At 74.7% G+C, this 18,446-nt stretch carries 17 protein-coding genes; 10 read left to right on the forward strand and 7 right to left on the reverse strand.

What is annotated here, in order from left to right:
- Positions 1-48: 48 nt before the first annotated feature.
- Together ABD234_RS17275 and ABD234_RS17280 are read right to left on the reverse strand one after the other, a co-directional pair.
- Positions 49-969, reverse strand: coding sequence for a sulfite exporter TauE/SafE family protein (locus ABD234_RS17275; RefSeq protein ID WP_038370983.1), 921 nt, complete (start codon positions 967-969; stop codon positions 49-51).
- 141 nt (positions 970-1,110) lie between these two features.
- A complete protein-coding gene (locus ABD234_RS17280; RefSeq protein ID WP_038370982.1) occupies positions 1,111-1,569 on the reverse strand; it encodes an RrF2 family transcriptional regulator in 459 nt (152 codons plus the stop codon).
- Positions 1,570-1,985: 416 nt separating this feature from the next.
- Here ABD234_RS17280 and ABD234_RS17285 point away from each other — a divergent pair, with 416 nt between their 5' ends.
- The 7 genes from ABD234_RS17285 to ABD234_RS17315 all read left to right on the forward strand — a co-directional run bounded on the left by ABD234_RS17285 (position 1,986) and on the right by ABD234_RS17315 (position 9,854).
- The gene (locus tag ABD234_RS17285) at positions 1,986-3,080 is read left to right on the forward strand and encodes a FecCD family ABC transporter permease (RefSeq protein ID WP_051486540.1); all 1,095 of its coding nucleotides are present in this window, start codon (positions 1,986-1,988) and stop codon (positions 3,078-3,080) included.
- The gene (locus ABD234_RS17290) at positions 3,077-3,856 is read left to right on the forward strand and encodes an ABC transporter ATP-binding protein (protein ID WP_038370981.1); all 780 of its coding nucleotides are present in this window, start codon (positions 3,077-3,079) and stop codon (positions 3,854-3,856) included. The genes ABD234_RS17285 and ABD234_RS17290 overlap by 4 nt, the downstream gene beginning before the upstream one ends.
- Positions 3,853-4,941, forward strand: a complete 1,089-nt coding sequence (locus tag ABD234_RS17295) for an ABC transporter substrate-binding protein (protein ID WP_344358890.1) — start codon at positions 3,853-3,855, stop codon at positions 4,939-4,941. Before ABD234_RS17290 ends, ABD234_RS17295 begins: the two co-directional genes overlap by 4 nt.
- 1 nt (position 4,942) lies before the next feature.
- Positions 4,943-6,610: an ATP-binding cassette domain-containing protein gene (locus ABD234_RS17300; protein WP_038370980.1), complete on the forward strand. Its 1,668-nt coding sequence runs from the start codon at positions 4,943-4,945 to the stop codon at positions 6,608-6,610.
- Positions 6,607-8,265 carry an ABC transporter ATP-binding protein gene (locus ABD234_RS17305; protein ID WP_038370979.1) on the forward strand — a complete coding sequence of 553 codons (1,659 nt, stop codon included), beginning with the start codon at positions 6,607-6,609 and terminating at the stop codon, positions 8,263-8,265. Before ABD234_RS17300 ends, ABD234_RS17305 begins: the two co-directional genes overlap by 4 nt.
- Positions 8,266-8,331: 66 nt before the next feature.
- A complete protein-coding gene (locus ABD234_RS17310; RefSeq protein WP_038370978.1) occupies positions 8,332-8,910 on the forward strand; it encodes a transglutaminase-like domain-containing protein in 579 nt (192 codons plus the stop codon).
- Positions 8,907-9,854 carry a hypothetical protein gene (locus ABD234_RS17315; RefSeq protein ID WP_038370977.1) on the forward strand — a complete coding sequence of 316 codons (948 nt, stop codon included), beginning with the start codon at positions 8,907-8,909 and terminating at the stop codon, positions 9,852-9,854. Before ABD234_RS17310 ends, ABD234_RS17315 begins: the two co-directional genes overlap by 4 nt.
- On the opposite strand, the gene ABD234_RS17320 is transcribed toward ABD234_RS17315, so the two are convergent.
- The 3 genes from ABD234_RS17320 to ABD234_RS17330 form a co-directional block, all read right to left on the reverse strand.
- Positions 9,838-10,404, reverse strand: coding sequence for a P-loop nucleotide/nucleoside kinase family protein (locus ABD234_RS17320; protein WP_344358897.1), 567 nt, complete (start codon positions 10,402-10,404; stop codon positions 9,838-9,840). The genes ABD234_RS17315 and ABD234_RS17320 overlap by 17 nt on opposite strands.
- 143 nt (positions 10,405-10,547) lie before the next feature.
- On the reverse strand, positions 10,548-11,030 hold the full coding sequence (locus ABD234_RS17325; RefSeq protein WP_344358899.1) for a hypothetical protein: 483 nt from the start codon (positions 11,028-11,030) through the stop codon (positions 10,548-10,550).
- A 67-nt stretch (positions 11,031-11,097) separates the two neighbouring features.
- Positions 11,098-11,940 carry an alpha/beta hydrolase gene (locus ABD234_RS17330; RefSeq protein ID WP_344358902.1) on the reverse strand — a complete coding sequence of 281 codons (843 nt, stop codon included), beginning with the start codon at positions 11,938-11,940 and terminating at the stop codon, positions 11,098-11,100.
- Between the two features lie 207 nt (positions 11,941-12,147).
- Between ABD234_RS17330 and ABD234_RS17335 the strand changes: the two genes are divergently transcribed.
- Positions 12,148-14,037, forward strand: a complete 1,890-nt coding sequence (locus ABD234_RS17335) for a hypothetical protein (protein WP_344358904.1) — start codon at positions 12,148-12,150, stop codon at positions 14,035-14,037.
- A gap of 23 nt (positions 14,038-14,060) precedes the next feature.
- On the opposite strand, the gene ABD234_RS17340 is transcribed toward ABD234_RS17335, so the two are convergent.
- On the reverse strand, positions 14,061-15,101 hold the full coding sequence (locus ABD234_RS17340; RefSeq protein WP_344358906.1) for a hypothetical protein: 1,041 nt from the start codon (positions 15,099-15,101) through the stop codon (positions 14,061-14,063).
- 691 nt (positions 15,102-15,792) lie between these two features.
- On the opposite strand from ABD234_RS17340, the gene ABD234_RS17345 reads away from it, so the two are divergent.
- Together ABD234_RS17345 and ABD234_RS17350 are read left to right on the forward strand one after the other, a co-directional pair.
- Positions 15,793-17,025, forward strand: coding sequence for an RtcB family protein (locus ABD234_RS17345; protein ID WP_425546806.1), 1,233 nt, complete (start codon positions 15,793-15,795; stop codon positions 17,023-17,025).
- A gap of 80 nt (positions 17,026-17,105) precedes the next feature.
- Complete coding sequence (locus ABD234_RS17350; RefSeq protein WP_038370970.1) at positions 17,106-17,630, forward strand: HNH endonuclease; 525 nt, start codon at positions 17,106-17,108, stop codon at positions 17,628-17,630.
- Positions 17,631-17,639: 9 nt separating this feature from the next.
- Here ABD234_RS17350 and ABD234_RS17355 read toward each other — a convergent pair whose 3' ends face one another.
- Complete coding sequence (locus ABD234_RS17355; protein WP_344358910.1) at positions 17,640-18,395, reverse strand: IclR family transcriptional regulator; 756 nt, start codon at positions 18,393-18,395, stop codon at positions 17,640-17,642.
- Positions 18,396-18,446 lie beyond the last annotated feature (51 nt).

Raw genomic sequence — 18,446 nt, forward strand, 5'->3', positions numbered from 1 at the left:
GTGCCGGGATCGGGCCGATGCTCCCTCCGCCGGGCGGTGCAGGAGCCGTCAGCCGGCGAGCGCCGGGGCCTCCTCCGGCTCGGGCGCCTCGTCCCGCGCTTCGGCGACGGCGCGGCGGTGCTCGCGCAGGGAGTGGACGACCGCGGCGATCCAGCCGAGCACGAGCAGGGCCAGGACCGTGGTGATGACGCCGCCGCCCAGCCCCAGGGAGTCGAGGCTCAGCAGGGTGCGGGCGTTGGTGACCACGATGACGCCGCCGACGGCCGAGCCCAGCACCCGCGGCGGCACCAGGCGGACCAGCCAGGCCGCGATGGGCGCGGCGATGAGGCCGCCGATGAGCAGGGCGAGCGCCCAGGCCGGGTCGATGCCGGCGGTGCCCAGGCCCAGCAGGAAGCCGGCGCTCGCGGCGATCGCCACGAAGAACTCGCTGGTGTCGATGGAGCCGACGACCTTGCGCGGCTCGAGGCGGCCGCTGGCGAGGATGGCGGGGGTGCCGACGGGGCCCCAGCCCCCGCCGCCGGTGGCGTCCATGAAGCCGGCGACCAGGCCCAGCGGCGTCAGGAACCGCTTGCGCAGCGGCTGGCCGAGGCGGTCGGTGCGCAGGCCGCGCACGGTGAAGCGGATCAGCACGTACACGCCGAGGCCCAGCAGGAGCACGGACATGAGCGGCTTGGCGATCTCGGTGGAGAGCCAGGACAGGAAGGTCGCGCCGGCGAAGGCGCCGATCGCCCCGGGGATGCCGATGCGGGCGACGACCTTCCAGTCCACGTTCTTGAAGCGCCAGTGGGAGGCGCCGGAGGCCAGGGTGGTGCCGATCTCCGCCAGGTGCACGGTGGCCGAGGCCGCGGCGGGGTTCGCGCCGATCGCCAGCAGAAGCGTCGTCGAGGTCACGCCGTAGGCCATCCCCAGGCTGCCGTCCACGAGCTGTGCGGCCAGCCCGACCAGGGCGAGCAGGATGAGTGATCGCATGAGCGCTCCGTCCGTCGTGCGGCGGTGGCTCCGCCGAGTGGCTCGAAAGTACCCGACCATCTCTATCGGATTCAACGGTTCAGGGCAAAGTCGTGCCAGGGGTTCTCATAAGTTCACACGATGAGCTGGCGCAGGAGCGGGTCAGGGGTTCTGCCAGGCGGCGTCGTCCCCGGTCAGCGCGAGCACGCTCGCAGGAAGGGTGCCTGCGGCGAGGTCCGCGAGGGTGACCTGCTCGAGGACGGCGCGCACGTTCACCCGCAGCGCCACCCACACGTGCTGGAGCGAGGCCGCCGCGCCGGTGTACTCCAGGTCCGAGGGGCGCGCATCGCGCACGAAGACGAGGGGGCCCTCGACCGCGCGCACCACATCGGCGACGGTGATCCGATCGGCCGGGCGCGCCAGGACGTAGCCGCCCCCGGCGCCGCGCCGGCTCACCACGATCCCCTCGCGCCGCAGGTCGGAGAGGATCGCCTCGAGGAAGCGGTGCGGGACCTGCTGCTGGCGGGCGAGGGTCTCGGCGCGCACGGGCCGCCCGTCCTGCGAGGCGGCGAGCTCCGCGGCGGCGCGCACAGCGTAGTCGCCCTTGGCCGAGATCCTCATGGCGCACCTTCCGTCGGGCCGGCGGGCCTCGCCCGCGGTCACCCCGGATCCTATCGACGCGGCGGGCCCCGCCCGCGGCCGGGGTGGACACGACCGGCCGCCTCAAGACCGGCCGTGGCGGACACGACCGACTGCCCCGGGGTCGGTCAGGGCGGACGCGACCGGCCGCCTCAGGACCGGCCGGGGCGGACATGAACGGCCGCCTCAGGGCCGCGAGCCAGTCAATCGCCTGGCTCGCGGCCCTGAGACAGCCGTCCGTGCACACCCGGTCCGGCACACAGCCTCACCGGCGCCCGATCCGGCACACAGCCGCACCGGCGCCCGATCCGGCACACAGCCGCACCGGCGCCCGCTTGCGCGGGCCGCGACCCATCGACTAGTTTCGAGAACGATTATCACTAGCGAATGTGGGTCCGATGACAGCTCCGCCCCTTCCCGCCGTCGTCACGGCGGGACGCGACCGCGCGCGCCGGCGCGCCCGGCGGCTGACGCTCGCCCTGGCCCTCGCGCTGGTCGCGACGGTTCCGCTGTCCGCGGCGATCGGCACGGTGGAGGTCTCGCCCCTGCAGTCCGTGCAGATCACGCTGGGCCACCTGCTGCCGGGCATGCCGTGGATGAGCGACGGGAGCCTCACCCCGCTGCAGGACCAGGCCGTATGGCAGTTCCGCCTCCCGCGCACCCTGCTGGCCGTGCTGGCCGGGGCGGGCCTCGCGCTCGCCGGCGCACTCATGCAGGTCACCGTCCGCAACCCGCTGGCCGAGCCGTACATCCTCGGGGTCTCCTCCGGTGCGAGCGTCGGCGCGGTGCTCGTGATCGTGCTCGGATCCGGGGCGGTGCTGGGCCTGGGCCTGCACGCCGCCGCCTTCCTCGGAGCCGTCGCCGCGAGCCTCGCCGTGGTCGCCCTGTCCCGGCACCGCGGCGCCCTGTCCCCCACGCGGATGATCCTCACCGGCGTCGCGCTCGGGACCCTGTTCAGCGCCATCACCAGCTACATCACCGTCTCCACGAGCGCGCAGAACGTGGTGGGGGTGCTGTTCTTCCTGCTGGGCAGCGTCTCCGCGGCGAGCATGGGATCGCTCATCGGCCCCGCCGCCGCGCTCGGGGTCGCCTGCCTGGTGGCCGCGGCGCTGACCCGTCATCTGAACGCCCTCATGACCGGGGACGAGCAGGCCCTCGCCCTCGGGATCGACGTCGCCCGGCTGCGCGGCCTGCTGCTGCTGGTGACCTCGCTGCTGACCGGCACCATCGTCGCCGTCGCCGGCGGCATCGGCTTCGTGGGCCTGGTCGTCCCCCACGTCGCCCGCATCCTGGTCGGCGCCGACCATCGGCGGATGCTGCCGGTGACCGTCCTCGGCGGCGGGCTGTTCCTGGCCCTCGCGGACCTGCTGGCGCGCACCCTCGCCGAGCCGACCGAGATCCCGCTGGGGATCCTCACCGCGTTCGTCGGCGCGCCCTTCTTCCTGTGGCTGATGCGCCGCTCCGGCGCCGAGCGCGCGGGGATGGGCCGATGAGGGTGCGGGCACGCGGCATCGGCGTGCGCCTGGGCGGGGCCGATGTGCTCTGCGATGTGGACATCGACGCCCCCGCGGGGCAGGTCACCGGGCTGCTGGGCCCCAACGGCAGCGGGAAGTCGACGCTGCTGCGCTCGCTGTACCGGGCCGTGCCGACCCATCGCGGCAGCGTCCGCATCGGCGACCGGGACGTGTCCGCCATGCCGGCCCGGGAGCGGGCGCGCGCGATCGCCGTCATGCTCCAGGACGCGCCGACGGACGTGGACCTCACCGTCCTCGAGGTGGTCCTGCTGGGGCGGATCCCGCACCGCAGCGCCTTCGGCGACGACACCCGCGAGGACCTGCGGATCGCCGCCGACGCGCTGCGCCGCACCGGGGTCCAGGATCTCGCCGGCCGCCTGATGGCCACCCTCTCCGGCGGTCAGCGCCAGCGGGTCATGCTCGCCCGCGCCCTGGCCCAGCAGTCCCCCGTGCTCCTGCTGGACGAGCCCAGCAACCACCTCGACATCCGCCACCAGCTGGAGCTGATGCAGCTGGTGCGGGAGCAGCGGTCGACCGTGGTCGCCGCCCTCCACGACCTGAACCTCGCCCTGACCTCGTGCGATCACGTGGTCGTGCTCGAGCGCGGCCGCGTCGCCGGGCAGGGGCCCGCGCGCGAGGTCCTCACCCCCGAGCTCATCGGCCGCGTCTTCGAGGTCGACGCGCGCCTGCTGGGCGAGCAGGACCCGACCTTCGCCTTCCGTCCCCTGTCCCCGCTGAGGAGCGCCCTGCCATGACCACCCGACGCCCGTCCCGCCCCACGCCCCGCCGATCCGCGGCTCCCGCGCCCGATCCTGCCCCCGACGCCGCCCCGGCCCTCGCCCCGGGGCGCCGCCTGCTGCTGGGCGCCGGCGCCCTCCTGCCCCTCGGCGCCGTCCTGGCCGCCTGCGGCTCCTCCGTGACGGGCCCGGCCGCGAGCCCTGCCGCAGGCGGTGCGGTGTCGATCTCCAACTGCGGATCGCAGGTCGAGCTGGCGGGCCCGCCCCGGGCCGCCATCGGGCTGCACCCCTCCCAGACCGAGCTGCTGCTGCGGCTGGGGCTGCGCGAGAGCATCGTCGGCCAGGCGCAGGCCGAGGCGCAGCCCCTGCCCGAGGACGTCGCCGATCTCGCCGCGGACATCCCCGTGATCGGTGGGCAGACCCCGCCGGCCCGCGAGGAGCTGCTGGCCGCGGAGCCCGATTTCGTGTACGCCCCCACCACCTACGAGTTCTCCGGCGAGCAGGGCTTCGCGACGGTCGAGCAGCTCGCGCAGGCCGGCGCCGCCGTGTACGTCGCCACCGGCGGCTGCGCGGACCGCCGCATGACCGGCACCGTCGAGGACCTGTTCACCGATCTGGACAACCTCGGCGAGATCTTCGGCATCGCCGAGCGCGCCGGCGAGCTCTCCGCGCAGCAGCGCGGAACGCTCGAGGAGGTCAGCGCCGCCGTCTCCGGCCGCGAGCCGGTCCGCACCGCGCAGGTGTACGTCGAAGGCACCACCCTGTCCGTGATCGGCGCGGGGGTCGAGCACGACATCCTGCTGCGCGCCGGGGCGGACCCGGTCCACGGACCCGACCAGGATCTGTTCGCCGATTTCTTCGCCGCCCAGATCAGCCCGGAGGCCCTCGCCGCCGAGGAGCCCGCCGCCCTCGTGTTCGGGGTCCACGACGCCGCGCACGAGCAGGCCACCCGCGACTACCTGACCTCGACGTTCCCGCAGATGCCCGCGGTCGCGGAGAGCCGGCTGATCGCCGTGCCCTCGACGTCGCTCTTCCCCGGGACGCTCGGGAACGTCTCCGCCGTGCGCACCATCGCCGAGGCCCTGCACCCGGGCGCGCTCTGAGATGATCCACCGCCGACTGCTGAGGCTCGCCGGGACGGTCCCCGGCCCCATCCTGCTGGTGGCGGCGCTCGGCTGTGTCATCAGCGCTCTGCACGTCGCCTTCGCCCTGACCGCCGCGGGCCTGCTCGCCTCCCTCGCCTCCGGCGGCGGCGCATCGGCCGCGGCGCTGATCGCGCTCGCGCTCATCGCGCTGGCGCGCGCCGCGGTCGTGTGGCTGCGCGAGCCGGTCGCCGCGCACCTGGGCGCCGCCGTGCGGATCCGGCTGCGGCATCGGCTGCTGGCCCGGCTGGTCGATGCGCCCGGCGGGCGCGACGAGGGGCACGGCGAGCAGGCCGCGACGCTCCTGGACGGCGTCGACGGCCTGGACGCGTACTACACCCGGTACCTCCCGCAGCTGCTGGTGGTCCTGGTGGTGCCGGCGGCGATCGTCGTGCTCGTCGCGCGGGAGTCGCCGAGCGCGGGCGCCGTCCTCGGCGCGGCCATGGCCGTCGCCGTGCTGGGGCCGCGGCTGTGGGACGCCCAGCTGATGCGCGGCGGCCGGGAGCGCTGGGACCGCTTCGCCGATCTCACCGACCGCTACGCCGAGGCGCTGCGCGCGATGCCGCTGCTGCGCAGCCTCGGCGCGGAGGCGCGGATCGGCCGGGAGCTGTCCGATCGGGCGGGCTCCCTGGCCCGTTCGACGATGGCGCAGATGCGGTTCTCCCTGGTCGAGAGCGCGATCAGCGGCCTGGCCATCCATCTGGGGACCGTCCTCGCGGTGATCGCCGCCGTCACGGCGGTGGCGGGAGGCTCCGCCGAGGCCGCGGCCGTGGTCCCCGTCCTCCTCCTGACCCGGGAGGCGTTCCGTCCGCTCGCCGACCTCTCCGGGGCGTGGCACGCCGGATACGTGGGGCTGCTCGCCGTCGACGGGCTCGCCCGGATCGACGACCTCCCCTCCCGGGCGGCCGATGCCGGGAGGATCCCCCGGCCGCCCGCGCCCGGCCCGGAGATCCGGCTCGAGGGCGTCACCTTCCGCTACCCCGGCACCGACCAGGGCGTCGAGGACCTCGACCTCACCATCGGCGCCGGGGAGCATCTCGCCATCGCCGGCCCCTCCGGCTCCGGGAAGTCGACCATCGCCCGGCTGCTCGAGCGGGACGTCGACCCCGATCGCGGGCGGATCCTCGCCGACGGGACGGACCTGCGCGATCTCGCCCTCGATGCGCTGCGCCGCGGCATCGTCGTGGTGCCGCAGGACCCGGTGCTGTTCTCCTGGACCCTCGCGGAGAACCTCCGCCTCTACCGCCCCGGCGCGACGGACGCGGAGCTGGGCCGGGCGGTGCGCGCCGCCGGGCTCGAGGATGTGGTCGCCGCCCTGCCCGAGGGCTGGGACACGCCGATGGGCGAGGACGCCGCGCGGCTGTCCGGAGGGCAGCGCCAGCGCCTCGCGCTCGCCCGCGCCCTCCTGGCCCGCCCCGCCGTGCTGGTCCTGGACGAGGCGACCTCCGCCCTCGACGCCGCGACGGAGCAGCAGGTCATGCAGGGCGTGGTCCGGGAGGCCGCCGGGGCGACCCTGGTCGTGATCGCCCACCGCCGCAGCGCCGCCCCCTCGGCGGACCGTTGGGTCACGATGCGCGAGGGCCGCCTGGAGAGCACGCCCGCGGCCGCGGCCGGGACGGAGCAGCGATGAGGAGCGCCCTCGCCGACATCCGCGCCCTGCTGCCGATCATCGCCGAGCGCCGCCGCCTGTTCGCCGAGACGGTGCTGTGGAACCTCGTCGCCCAGCTCGGGATCCTCGGCATCGCGCTGGGCCTCGCGCTGGTCGTCGGCCGCACCGTCGCGCACGGGGACGGGATCGGCGCGGGCGGCGCCGCCGCCCTCGCCGCCCTCGCCGTGGTCGTCGCCCTGGCCGCCTGGCGCGAGTCCTGGGTCTCCCACGCCCTCGCCTACACGCTCATCGGCCTGCTGCGCACCCGCGTGTTCGCGGTGCTGCGCCGCGGCCTGCCCGAGCGGCGCACCGGGCGACGCACCGGAACCCTGGTCACCACCGTGATCGGAGACATCGAGACCCTCGAATGGCTGTACGCGCACACCGTCGCCCAGATGCTCACCGCCGCCGCCGTGCTCCTGATCAGCGGGATCGTCTCCGTCTCGATCACGCCGGCGCTGCTGCTGGTGTGGATCCCGCTGCTCGCGGCCGGCATCGCCGTGCCCTGGCTGACCTCCCGCGCCGCCGCCCGCCGCGCGGCCTCGCTGTCCCGGCAGGGCGCCGTGCTGCGCTCGGACCTGCTGGATATGCTGCGCGGCCTGCGCGAGCTGCGCGGCGCCCGCGCCCTGCCCGCCCAGCTCGCCCGGATCGACGCCGCCACCCGGACGATGGCCCGCACGCAGGTGCGCGAGGCCTCCCGGGTGGGCATGGAGCGCGGGATCGGCGATGCGCTGTTCGCCCTCGCCGCGATCGGCGCGATCGGCATCGTCGTCCTCACCTCCGCACAGCTGGATCCCGCGCTCGCGCCGCTCGCGGTCGTGGTGTCCGTGGCCGGGCTCGGCCCCGCCGCGCAGATCGCCGACCTTCTGCGCGGCGCCGCCACCCTGCGCACCGCCGCCGGGCGGATCCGCGAGACCCTCGCCCTGCCGCCGGCCCTCGACGATCCCCCGCCGGAGGCGCGGGAGGCGCAGCGGCCCCGGGCGGTGCGCCCCGACGAGGAGGGCCTCGTCATCGACGCGGTCGGCTTCGCCTACGAGCCGGGCCGCGCCGTCCTCGAGGACGTCAGCCTGCGGGTGCGCCCCGGCGAGCGCGTCGCGCTGATCGGCCCCTCCGGCGCCGGGAAGTCCACCCTCGCCCGGCTGGTCGCACGGCTGTGGGACCCCGATGCCGGGTCGATCCGGGTCGACGGCCGCGACCTGCGCGACCTCGACACCGCCCACCGCACCGCGGCCATCGGGATCGTCCCGCAGTCCTCCCCGCTGCTGCGCGGCACCATCCGCGAGAACATCCTCGTGGCCTGCCCCGATGCCTCCGAGGCGCAGGTCCTCGCCGTCGCGGAGCAGACCGGGATCACCGCACCCGGAACGGGCCTGCCGCGGGGACTGGACACCCCGGTGCGGGAGAACGGAGAAGGGCTCTCCGGAGGGCAGCGCGCCCGCGTCGCCATCGCCCGCGCCCTGATCCGCGGCCCGCGCGTGCTCGTCCTCGACGAGGCCACCGCCGCCCTGGACGAGAGCGCCGACGCCGCGATCCTCGAGGTCCTCGACCGGCTCGAGGGCTGCGCCGTGCTGATGATCGCGCACCGCGCCTCGACCATCGCCGCAGCGCACCGGACCGTGGCCCTCGCGCCGCGCTGACGGCCCGTGCGGCCCGGATCCGCGGCAGTCCGCACCAGCGGCACGCCCGGATGACAGAGTGTCGCCATGGGCATCGACGAGGTCCGGGACGCTGCGGCAGCCGCCTACGTGCGGGTGCAGGCGATGCCCTACGCGACCGATGCGGCGCACGATGCGACGGGTCTGCGGGAGCAGGGCCGCGGGAACTGCGTCGCGAAGACCGAGCTGCTCCGGGAGGAGCTCGCCGTCCTCGGCGTCGCGACGCGACGCGTCTGCTGGGAGTACGAGCTTCCGCGCCTGCTCGATGTCCAGGAACAGCTCGCGTTCCGCACCGACGTCCACTCCGCCGTCGAGGTCCGCACCGAGGACGGCTGGATCCTCGTCGACCCGACCCACGATCCTCCGCTGGGGCAGCTCGGTCTCGCTGTCGGCACCTGGAACGGTTCGTCGCCGACCGCCCCCGCTTTCGCGCCGCTCGGGCCGATCCTGGATCCGGAGGACCCCGCGGACCGTGCCGTGCTCGACACGGCCTCGGCACGGATCGCCCGGGAGGTCGAACGGACGCCGCCCGAGGTCACGTCGCAGTACCGGGAGGGCCTGAACCGTCTCTTCGACGCCGTGCGCGGAGCACGGCCCGCAGCGCAGCGCGGGAGCGATGCCCGGTGAACGACCGATCTCCGCAGAACCCGACGGACGTGCTGATCCTCGGAGTGCGGCACCTGGAGAGGTCGATCCCCGACGCCGCGCTCGCCCGCGGGCTCGCGCATCTGCGCCGATGGCGCCCGGACGTCATCGCGATCGAGAGCCTTCCGGGGCATCTGGTCGTCGAGTACGCCTCCCGCGGCGGGCCGTTCCACGACTTTCCCGTGGGCGGCGCGCCGACCGCTCGGGAGCTGGCGGAGTCCGCGGCGCATCTGCAGGACTGGGACGTCTGGACCGCTCGATCTGTTGCTCGGGACGAGAGCGCAGACCTCACCGATCGCGTGATCGGCTGGCTCCTCGCTCGCGAGCCGCTCAATGCCCTGCTTCTCCCCTGGCAGACCGCCGACGTGCCCGCGGCGCTCCTCGACGAGCTCTCCGCGGTGTGCGAGCTGCCGACCGAACGGGTGCGGATCGGCGTGCGGCTCGCCCTCGACCTCGGCCATCGCGAACTCGCGCACATCGATGATCACGCCGGTCTTGCGATCACCGAGCGCCTGACGTCGTCATGGATGGACATCCTCGAGCAGTCGGATGCCTCGGGGGAGCTGCGAGACTCCGGTCCGCCGCCGGTCCCGGAGCCTGCGGACGAATGGGACGAGTGGATGCGCATGGCCGGACCGAGCTTCCTCTCCTGGATCGAGGACCTGGAGAGCGGCTCCCTGGCCCGCAGCCACGTCAAGACCTTCATCCATCGGGCACGGCTCGCGCAGTGGCGGGCGCGCAACCTCGCGATGGCGGCTCGCCTGCGAGAGGCCACCGGCCGCTGCCCGGGAGGGCGTGTGCTGGTGATCGTCGGATCCGCCCACGTGCCTCCCCTGAGGGCGGCGCTCACGACCGACCAGCACGATCTGAGGATCGTGGACCTCCGGGAGCTGGACGGCGAGAGCGGGCTCACTGCTCCTCGGTGACGCCGAGCCCCGCCAGGAACTCGTCGACCGCTCGAACGGCGACCTCCGGGGGCTGCTGGGCATCCACCCGCAGGTGTCCCGTCTCCGGCACCAGCGAACCGGTCATCCACCCTTCGAACGTCGCGCGGGGATCCGGCCCCTCGGGCATGTCGACCGGCCCGTCGGCCACGGACCGGCGCTGGCTGCGCAGGGCGCGGCGCGTGCGGATCCGTCGGTCGAGGAGCCCGAGATCATCGCTCCAGCATTCGATGACGACGAAGGGGGCGCCGACGGCCTCACCGAGGCGCTGCCCGGCCTGCAGCACCTCGGGATGGTGACAGGGGCTGTCCAGGATCACGGACCCGGACTGCTCGGCCATCGTCCGGGCGAGATCGCGGAGCACCCGGTAGGCCACGGGACCGACGTCCGCGATCGCGGTTCCGGCCTCCAGCAGGGAGGACGTGATGACGTCGACGTCCAGCACCGGGATCCGATATCGAGCCCCCAGCGCGGCGGCGATCGTGGACTTCCCCGATCCCGGCGGGCCCGCCATCTGGATCACCCAGCCCATCTCCTGCCTCCTCTCTGAGCGGGTGCCGTCATCTCACGGGCCGCCCGGGGGACGCCTCTTGCCTGACGGCCGTGCGCCCTTCCTCCGGGGAGCACGGGCGCTCGGGCCGCACCCCGAGGACGATCCCTCCGCGGCCCGCGACCTCATCCGGCGGAGGGGAGGTCGCCCGCATCCGGCACCGGGACAGCTCCCTGGTCGGGGTTCACCAGGCCCCGCACTCCGAGCGCGCTGGGCGTGGTCAGGTACAGCAGCAGCTCCGTCTCCTCGCCGAGCGGGTCGCCGTCGGGATAGGGCTCCCCGTCCCCGCAGGACGCCGGCGTCGAGGCGACCTCGATGGTGGAGTCCGGGGCCACGTCGCCCTTGAGCACGTCGCGGACGGAGACCTCGTGCACGGCGGCGTCCACACCGAGCATCGGGACGGTGGCATGGGATGCGGCCGGGGTCCCGATGACCACGGCATCGGCCGTGTCGAAGGCGAGCTGCGGGTCGGAGAGGTCCGCCCAGTCCGCGCACTGGTACGTCGAGGTCAGGCCGCCGGGGGCGAGGGTGCAGGCGGCCAGGAGCGGCCCGATCACGGCGATCAGGAGGAGCGACCCCGCCCGGCGTCCCCACATGCGTCCCTGCATCACCGCAGTATGCCCCGCCGGCGGCAGCGGCGGAAGGCTCGGCCCGCTCGTCGCCTGCGCGGGCGGCTCAGGTCCCGCGCCGCCCGCCGGTCTCCACCGGGAGATACCGCGCGAGGAAGGCCAGGACATCGGCCATGACCTCGCCGCGGTTGATCTCGTTCAGGATCTCGTGGCGCGCACCCGGATAGGTGCGGGACTCCGTGGCGGTGCCCGCGATCTTCGCCAGGCCCGCGGCGGAGGTCTCCAGCGGCACCAGGCGATCGTCCTCGCCGTGCAGGTGCAGCAGGGGGCTGCGCCCCACGTGGCCGACGATGGTGATGCGCTGCATCTCGTCGTGGAAGGCCTGCAGGGTGGGGCGCTTGAAGTCGCCGTGCCAGACGAGGGGATCGGCCGCGTACGCCGCCCCGACCTCGGGGTCGCGCGAGAGGGTGTCGGGGTCGATCGGGGTGTGCGGGATGCTCGGCAGGGCCAGCAGCTCCTCGATCGTCTCCCATCGGCCGAGGACGGGGCCGGTGAGCACGGTCGCGGCGAGCCGGGCGCCGAACCGCTGGGTGTAGCGGGCGGCGATCATCCCGCCCATGGAATGGCCGATGAGCGCCACCGGCAGCCCCGGGTCCTGCTCGAGGGCGTGGTCGAGCACCCGGTCCACGTCCTCGACCACGGGTTCGAAGTCGCGGATCAGCACGCGCTCGCCGTCGCTGCGGCCGTGACCGACGTGGTCAGCCGCGTAGACGGAGGCGCCCGCCTCGTTCAGCCGCGCCGCGACCCAGCCGTACCGCCCCACGTGCTCGCCGTACCCGTGCACGAGCACCGCGATCCAGCGCGGCCGCTCGAGACGCCAGGACGTGCCGACGAGCGTTCCCGCATGACCGGCCAGGGTGAAGTCCGAGCTGATGACGCCGTTGCTCATGCGCCCATCATGCCGCGCACCGGGCTCCGCCGGGAGCTGCGGCCGGCACCGCGCCCCGGCACGTCGCCTCGTCCCCGTCCCGGGGCCGGGTCTCGCGGGGAGCTCGCGGATCGCGGGAGCGCCCCGCGGGTCCGGCCGAGGGCATTCCCTCCGCCACGTCTCCATGAAATGATCGGATGAATCCGCCCATCGCTTCGAGGATGATCGATGACGACTCCCCCGGCCACCTTCCGCTCCCTCCTGACCGCCCCGGCCCGCGACGCGCTGCGCCCCCGGACCTGGCGGGCCGCCCCTCCCGTCGAGGACCGCGAGGCCTGGGCGCACCTCGCCCCGGAGGACTCGGCGCACGTGCTCGAGGCCGCCGGGGAGCTGCGCGATCGCGCCGCGGCGAATCCGCCGACGCTCTCGCTGTGGCACCGCTACGCCGCCGCCGGCGAGCGCCTTCCCTACGAGCAGGCCCAGCAGGCCCTGCTGGGCGAGGTCGGCTCCGCGGCCCTGGCCCTCGCCGTGACCGGCGACGATGCCCGGGCCGAGGCGCTGGCCGATGCGATGTGGCGGCTGTGCGAGCTGAGCGCCTGGTGCCTCCCGGCCCACTACGCCCTGCCCGAGAGCGGCGAGAGGCCCGAGGTGCCGCTGGGCGACCGCGACATCCTGGACCTGTCGTGCGGCTACATCGGCGGGATGCTCGCAGCGATCGACAGCTTCGCCGGGGACCGGCTCGAGCGCAGCTTCCCCGGCCTGCGGGCACGGGTCCACGCCGAGATCCGCCGCCGGGTGCTCGAGCCGTGGCGCTCGGAGGTCTACTTCTGGCACGGCCGGGACAAGCCGCCGAACAACTGGGCGCCGTGGATCGTCTCGAACGTGCTGGTCTGCGCGGCCGTGGTCGAGGAGTCCGCCGACGTCCTCGCCGACGACGTCGCGGGGGCGCTGGAGATCCTGGACCGCTTCCGCGACGGGTATGCCCCGGACGGCTCCTGCGACGAGGGCGCGACCTACTGGTGGTGGGCGGGGGCGACGCTCTTCGAGGCGCTCGACGTGCTGCACCGCATCAGCGACGGGGCGCTGGACGGCTTCGGCATCGAGCCCGTCCCGGCCATGGCCCGCTTCCCGATGCGCATGCAGATCGGGACGGACACGCAGGTCAACTACTCCGACGGGCAGGCGACCGTGCCCTCGAACGTCTCCTGGCACCTGCTGACCCGCTTCGGGGCGGCGACCGGCGATGAGGCGGTCCAGGAGCACGGCCGATGGATGGGTCGCAGGCATCCGTTCCGCGTCGAAGGCCAGATCGCCCCGCAATTCCTGCGCACCCTGCACGAGCTGCGCGATCCGGGATGGTCGCAGGGGCCGGCCGCGCCCGGCATGCCCGCCTCCTGGTACGCGCCGGGGACGGAGACGGCGGTGGCGCGGGAGGAGGCCGGCTCCCCGCAGGGCTGGTTCCTCGCCGCCAAGGGCGGGCACAACGACGTCTCCCACAACCACAACGATGTGGGCGGGGTGATCGTCTCCCTGGACGGCGCCCCCGTCCTCATCGACGTGGGCGTGGGCGTGTACCGCCGCGAGACCTTCGATCCGACGACCCGCTACGGCATCTGGACGATGCGCAGCTCCTACCACTGCGTCCCGCTGCCCGGCGGGGTCGAGCAGCGCCCCGGGCGGGACTTCGCGGCCCGCGGCACCGAGTTCGCCGACGACGGGGCGGCGGCGACGCTGCGCATGGACCTGGCCCCCGCCTACCCGCCCGAGGCGGCGCTGGAGAGCTGCGAGCGCACCGCCCGCCTCGAGCGGGCACGCCCGGACACCGGCGCGGACGCGGGCGTGCTGCTGCGCGATGCCTGGCGCTTCACGCAGCCGCGGCAGATGTCCCTCGTGCTCATGACGGCGCTCGCCCCCTCTCTCGAGACGGACGGGTCCATCGGCATCGGGCCCGCCCTGCTCACCTGCGAGGGCGTCGGAGTCGAGGCGCAGGTGGAGCGCATCGACGTCGAGGACGAGAAGCTCGCGCCGGTGTGGGGCGCTGCCGTGCACCGCCTGGTGCTCACCCAGCGCGATCCCGCGGAGTCCGGGGAGCTGAGCGTGCGCCTCACCGGCCGCTGAGCTCCCCGGCGCCGCGCCGCAGCTCACCGGAGGGTCTCCGGGGCCTGCGACGGGCCCGCGTGGTCGTCGCCGACCGCCGCGAGCGCCGTGTAGAGGGCGATGCCCCCGGTGTAGTGCGCCCCGCTCCCGCCGAGCATCCCCAGGTCGCGGGCCATCTCGAGGTCGTCGATGATGCCCTCGAGTCCCTCGACGACCTCCGGGTCCAGATGCGGCGGCACCAGATCGACCAGCGCGTCGCGGCACTCCGGGCCCCACGGGTCCGGGACGGTGAGGCCCTGCGGGCGGCAGGCCGCCAGCAGCGCCCGGAAGGTGAGCGCGGAGGAGCTGTGGGGCACGCGCCCGATGCGGCCGGCGAAGCGGTGGGCGAGCGCGGCGACGACCACCGCGTGGGCGAAGTAGGCGAAGGACTCCGCGTCCATCGACTCCTCGACATAGGCGACGGGGTGGTCCCCCGGCGTGACGCGGCCGCCGATCCTCTCCAGCCATCCCTCGGCGCAGAGGACCTCGAACACCACGTCCAGCCGGGGGATCCGCAGGAACGTGGGGCTCAGCTGCTCGAGCTCGAAGGCAGGGCGCAGCGCCTCCACATCGGACCTGGTCAGGCGGCGGTCCGGGCCGAGCTCCCGGCCGTTGCCGATGTGCTCGATCAGCGCCGCCGCCCGGCGCGCGAACGGGACCCGTGCGGCCGCGTCCAGGAGCCGGCCGGGGTCGCAGGCGGCCTGGTGGAGGTCCTCGCAGATCACGATCAGCTCGTCCTCGCGGGGCAGCAGCAGCGCCTCCATCGCGTCCAGGCACAGGCACGGCTCGCAGGTCTCCTGCCGCATCCCGCCGCGACGGGCGTCCCATCGGCCGCGGGCGTCCGCCGGGAACCGGCCGGGCCGGCCGGAGGGCGACGGGGCGGCGGAGGGCGAGGGCGGGGCGGCGGCGGACCGCGGGGAGGCCGGCGGGGCGACCGCGCCCGGCCGGGAAGCGGCCCGGGGAGACGGCGCGGGCTCCGGGGCGCGCCCCGGGGCAGGACGGGGCACGGGACGGGAACGGGAACGGCGGCGGTTCTTCTTCGACATGCCCTCAGCGTCGGCGCCCGGGACGGACCGGGCGAGGGGCCCGGCCGCGAATGTGGACGGGACGGGCCTGGGGAGGAGAGGCCGAACACTGCGGGAACGTCGGATTAATTCGGTTGATCCGATCTGCGCGGCGGGGACATACTGCTTACGCACCGTCATGAGCCCTGGCCCGGACAGATCGTCCGGCGCCGCCGCCCGGGAAGGAGGAGCCATGCCGACGTATCCGCAGCGCGAGAATCCCGCCGCCCCGCAATGGCGACTCCGGGAGCTCCCCGCGGCCTGATCGCAACCGCATAGCGACCGCACGCTCCGCCGCGACCGGCACAGGCCGGATCGCCCGGGTCCCGCCCTCGGCCGCAGCGCCCCGCGCCCCCGACGCGCACCACGCAACACCACCTCACCACGCTTCCGAGCCTGCATCGGACCCGCGCCCCGGCGCCGGACCCGCCGCACGCCCGGAGGGAGGCCGGCGGGTTCGACTCCCCCGCCTCCCACGGGTCCCCTGGCACCGGGACATCCAGAGTCGCGGCCGTGTCCCCACGGCGCAGCGGAGAGTGCCCGACAGACGGGTCGCCCGCCCCGGCATCGGCCGGGGCGGCGGCTCGCACCCGCACGACGGGGAGATCCTCCGCCGCGCGTGAGGCGACCACGGCCCCTCCCGGGGCCCGACCGCCCGGAAGGAGGAGAACCGATGACGACCCTGGCCGGAGCAGCGCTCCCGACCCTCCCGTCGACCCTGCCCGGAACCGCGGCGCCCGTGAGGATGTGGCTGCCCGAGCAGGAGACCGAGCCCGCCGCCCTGGACCAGCTGCGCAACATCGCCTCCCTCCCCTGGGTGCACGGGGTGCGCGTCATGCCCGACTGCCACCTCGGCAAGGGTGCGACGGTCGGCTCCGTCATCGCCATGCGCGGCGCGGTCTCCCCCGCCGCCGTCGGCGTGGACATCGGCTGCGGGGTCGCGGCCGTGCGCACCGACCTCGTCGAGGAGAACCTCGAGGACCTGGGCGCCCTGCGCTCGGCGATCGAGCAGGCCATCCCCGTCGGCTTCCACGAGCACTCCGCCCCGGTCCCCGCCGGGACGCTCACGCGGATCGGCGCCCGCGCCGGCCTCGACCGGTTCTGGGAGGGCTTCGCGGCCCTGCCCGAGAAGGTCCAGGACCGCGAGGGCAAGGCCCGCCGCCAGCTCGGCACCATGGGCGGCGGCAACCACTTCGCGGAGCTGTGCGTGGACTCCCGCGACCGCCGCGTGTGGATCACCCTGCACTCCGGCTCGCGCAACATCGGCAAGGAGGTCGCGGAGGTCCACATCGCCGCGGCCCGAGGCCTCGAGCACAACCAGGCCCTGCCCGACCGTGACCTGGCCGTCTTCCTCGCGGACACCCCGGGGATGGACGCGTACGTGCGCGACGTGCACTGGACGCAGGAGTACGCCTCCCGCTCCCGCGCGATCATGATCGGCCTGCTGCGCGAGGCCGTGGCCGCGCACTGGTCCGCCCGCGGCCGCGAGGTCGGCTTCGACATGCCGGTCAACTGCCACCACAACTACGTCTCGATCGAGGAGATCGACGGCGAGGACATGGTCGTCACCCGCAAGGGTGCGATCTCCACCCGGGAGGGCGGGCTCGCCCTGATCCCCGGGTCGATGGGCGTGGGCTCGTACATCGTGCGCGGCCTCGCGAACCCCGAGTCCTTCTGCTCGGCCTCGCACGGGGCCGGGCGCCGGATGAGCCGCACCGCGGCGAAGAAGGCGTACACCCGGGCGGACCTCGTCGCCCAGACGGAGGGGATCGAGTGCCGCAAGGACCGCGGGGTGATCGACGAGATCCCTGCGGCGTACAAGGACCTGCACGCGGTCCTGCGCTACCAGTCCGACCTGGTCGAGCCGGTGGCGCACCTGCGGACGGTGCTGTGCGTGAAGGGATGAGCGGCCGATGAGCAGGCCGGCGCACCCGGCGAGGATCCCGGGCCCGCCGGCCCGGAGCTGACGGAGAGGAGGCGGTGGGCATGGGCATCGTGAAGGTCTACAACAAGGGCTACGACCCCGGCACGGGGATCGGCGAGCTGCTGCACACCACCTCCGTCCGCCACGCCTTCGGCATGATCCGCCGCGGCGTGGCGGACCCCGTCGAGCTCATGCTCGCCCCCGACGACCGGATCGTGCCCACCGCCCTCGAGCTGACCCGCGAGCTGAGCGGTGCGTGGGTCGAGGGCGGCGGGCAGCGCTCGGTCGGCTTCTCCTTCCGGGCCGTCCACGAGCGGGACCACTGGACCTGCGCCTACTGCGGCCGCAGCGTCTCCAAGAGCCCGGCGATCGAGGCGCTGCTGGCGACGGTCGACCACATCATGCCCGTCTCCCGCGGCGGCGAGTCCTCGTGGCTGAACCTCGTCAGCGCCTGCAAGGAGTGCAACAACCGCAAGGCCGACCGCACCCCCGAGGAGGCCGGCATGGCCCTGCGCTTCGAGCCCTACGACCCGGCGGTCGCGTACCGGGTGGGCGGCCACGTGGAGCTGATCCCGGTCGCGGGGTGAGCGCCGCCTTCAGCGACCGCGCGGCGGCCAGGACAGGGCGCCGAGCTCGCGAGAGATCATGCGGGCCGCGTCGCGCAGGCTCGCCGCGGCGCTCGGAGGCAGCGGCCATTCCTCGGAGGGCGCGACCAGCGCGATCGCCGCGACGACGTCGCCGTTCGCGGCGAGCACCGGCGCGGCGAGCGCGCACTCCCCGATGACCGCCTCCTCGACCTCCTCGGCGCAGGCGGAGCGCCGGACCTCCTCGAACTGGCGGCGCAGCGCGGTCGGGTCGGTGACCGTGTCCGCGGTGAGCGCCGTCAGAGGCGAGGCGAGCACCTCGTCGGCGTGCGCGTCGTCGTAGGCGAGCAGGATCTTGCCGAGCGCCGAGGCATGGCTGGGGATGGTGATCCCCGTTTCGGGCATCTGCTCGGACCCGTCGGGGCGCCGGTCGTGGTGGATGACGATGACGTCCCCGAACAGCTCCACACCCAGCCGCGTCGCCAGGCCCGTGGCGCGTGCCAGGTCGTGCATCCTCCGGATCGCCCGGGAGCGGACCTCGACGGTGTCGAGGTAGACGCTGGAGAGCCGCAGCAGCGCCGGCCCCAGCACGTAGCGGCTGCCGCCGGGCTCCTGCGCGACGAAACGGTGCTCCTGCAACGACTTGACGATGCCGTGGACGGTGGACGGCGGCAGCTCGAGCGCTGCGGCGAGCTCGCTGATCCCCATGCGGCGCGAGGCGCGCAGGAGGTTCAGGATCCTCGCGGCTCGGTCGATGGACTGGATCACGGTGCTTCCTTCCGGCTGCGGAACGGCGTCGGGTCCATCTTGCCGCCTCCG

The sequence above is a fragment of the Brachybacterium phenoliresistens genome (genome assembly GCF_039530785.1).
GTDB classification, from domain to species: Bacteria; Actinomycetota; Actinomycetes; order Actinomycetales; family Dermabacteraceae; genus Brachybacterium; species Brachybacterium phenoliresistens.

Bases quoted from the DNA above. Each gene is read 5' to 3' on its own strand.
- ABD234_RS17275 (WP_038370983.1), bottom strand. From the start codon at position 969: ATGCGATCACTCATCCTGCTCGCCCTGGTCGGGCTGGCCGCACAGCTC.
- ABD234_RS17280 (WP_038370982.1), bottom strand. From the start codon at position 1,569: ATGAGGATCTCGGCCAAGGGCGACTACGCTGTGCGCGCCGCCGCGGAG.
- ABD234_RS17285 (WP_051486540.1), top strand. From the start codon at position 1,986: ATGACAGCTCCGCCCCTTCCCGCCGTCGTCACGGCGGGACGCGACCGC.
- ABD234_RS17290 (WP_038370981.1), top strand. From the start codon at position 3,077: ATGAGGGTGCGGGCACGCGGCATCGGCGTGCGCCTGGGCGGGGCCGAT.
- ABD234_RS17295 (WP_344358890.1), top strand. From the start codon at position 3,853: ATGACCACCCGACGCCCGTCCCGCCCCACGCCCCGCCGATCCGCGGCT.
- ABD234_RS17300 (WP_038370980.1), top strand. From the start codon at position 4,943: ATGATCCACCGCCGACTGCTGAGGCTCGCCGGGACGGTCCCCGGCCCC.
- ABD234_RS17305 (WP_038370979.1), top strand. From the start codon at position 6,607: ATGAGGAGCGCCCTCGCCGACATCCGCGCCCTGCTGCCGATCATCGCC.
- ABD234_RS17310 (WP_038370978.1), top strand. From the start codon at position 8,332: ATGGGCATCGACGAGGTCCGGGACGCTGCGGCAGCCGCCTACGTGCGG.
- ABD234_RS17320 (WP_344358897.1), bottom strand. From the start codon at position 10,404: ATGGGCTGGGTGATCCAGATGGCGGGCCCGCCGGGATCGGGGAAGTCC.
- ABD234_RS17325 (WP_344358899.1), bottom strand. From the start codon at position 11,030: ATGCAGGGACGCATGTGGGGACGCCGGGCGGGGTCGCTCCTCCTGATC.
- ABD234_RS17330 (WP_344358902.1), bottom strand. From the start codon at position 11,940: ATGAGCAACGGCGTCATCAGCTCGGACTTCACCCTGGCCGGTCATGCG.
- ABD234_RS17335 (WP_344358904.1), top strand. From the start codon at position 12,148: ATGACGACTCCCCCGGCCACCTTCCGCTCCCTCCTGACCGCCCCGGCC.
- ABD234_RS17340 (WP_344358906.1), bottom strand. From the start codon at position 15,101: ATGTCGAAGAAGAACCGCCGCCGTTCCCGTTCCCGTCCCGTGCCCCGT.
- ABD234_RS17345 (WP_425546806.1), top strand. From the start codon at position 15,793: ATGACGACCCTGGCCGGAGCAGCGCTCCCGACCCTCCCGTCGACCCTG.
- ABD234_RS17350 (WP_038370970.1), top strand. From the start codon at position 17,106: ATGGGCATCGTGAAGGTCTACAACAAGGGCTACGACCCCGGCACGGGG.